Annotated in this window: 1 protein-coding gene; it reads left to right on the top strand. The window is 48.8% G+C overall.

Annotation, left to right across the window (positions count from 1 at the left end; translation table 11 throughout):
• Positions 1 to 84 precede the first annotated feature (84 nt).
• Positions 85 to 1,130: hypothetical protein (locus ACFFT4_RS31355; protein ID WP_378053090.1), on the top strand; the 1,046-nt coding region annotated here is incomplete at its 3' end.

Below are 1,130 nucleotides of genomic sequence, written 5' to 3'. Positions count from 1 at the left end.
ACGCAATCGGGATTCGTAGGATATGCGCTGGAGGATGCTAGCGGTAATCGGGGCTTTCTGTTTCGAGGAAGCGAGACAGATTCCTTGGTCGATTGGACGGATAATGTCGATTCAGGAATTAAGGGAACCTCGACGCAAATCCGTCAGGCGAATGATTTTTTTGAGAAATACGCTATAGACGGGTCCGGCCATCCATTGGAGAATATCTCCTACTCTTTGTATGGCCACTCCAAAGGCAACAATCTGGCGAGCGACGTGTTCGTCAATCACTTGGAGTTGGATATCGACGCGTACAGTGTGAACGGTCAACCGATCTATTGGTTCGATTTGACGGAAAAACAGAAGTCCGCGCTCCGGGGAGATCGTTATCAGTTCATTGTTCATGAAGGGGATTTCGTCAGTGGGCTCGGTTACGTTGATTATATCGATACCGTGGTGAACCTGGAGGAAAGATTCGACGAACGTATCGGTTCTTCCAGATGGAACGTGTTTTTTGATCCGCACAGATTAACCAAGGTAGGATTCAACGATTCGGGTGATTTCGTCTCCACACAAAAGCCGGATATCCTAAGACGGCAATTTGTTAACGCAGGCGTTACGACGTTAATTATGGCGATTCGTAATGTTCCCAAACTGTTTTCGGGCGAGGCGGATCTCAGCATGTGGAAGGAGCTCGGCAAGACGGGCTATTACCTTGTAATTGATTCGTTAAAGGTGTTATGGAAGGCGATATGGAACAGCGAACCCGTGGAAGAGATCAAAGCCTTTTTGCGGAATGCGTTATCAGATATGAAGACGTGGTTCAACGATCATTGGAATCGTTTCAGTGAATGGTTCGATTCGTTCGCGAATAGCGTGAAAAGTTTCTTCTCCGGCATATTCGGAGGGGGTTCCGCCCCGTCGCTTCCAACCGTGATGGTCGTCGATACGGGAGTACTGAGAAGGATAGCGGGCAGATTGCAGACGGTTCAAGCAAGGATCGATTCGGTAGACCGAAGACTGGACCGACTGGCCGCTCTGGCGGATCTGGAGGATAAGCTCTCCTACTACTGGGTTGGGCTAAAGGTAGGATACGATTATGAACTGAAGCGATGTGTTGACTATTTGAATCAATCAGCCGATCGTCTGGA

The organism is Cohnella cellulosilytica (assembly GCF_042431195.1).
Taxonomy (GTDB): Bacteria; Bacillota; Bacilli; order Paenibacillales; family Paenibacillaceae; genus Cohnella; species Cohnella cellulosilytica.
Note: the sequence above shows the minus strand (reverse complement) of the source record. Positions and strands in the feature narration are given on the sequence as shown.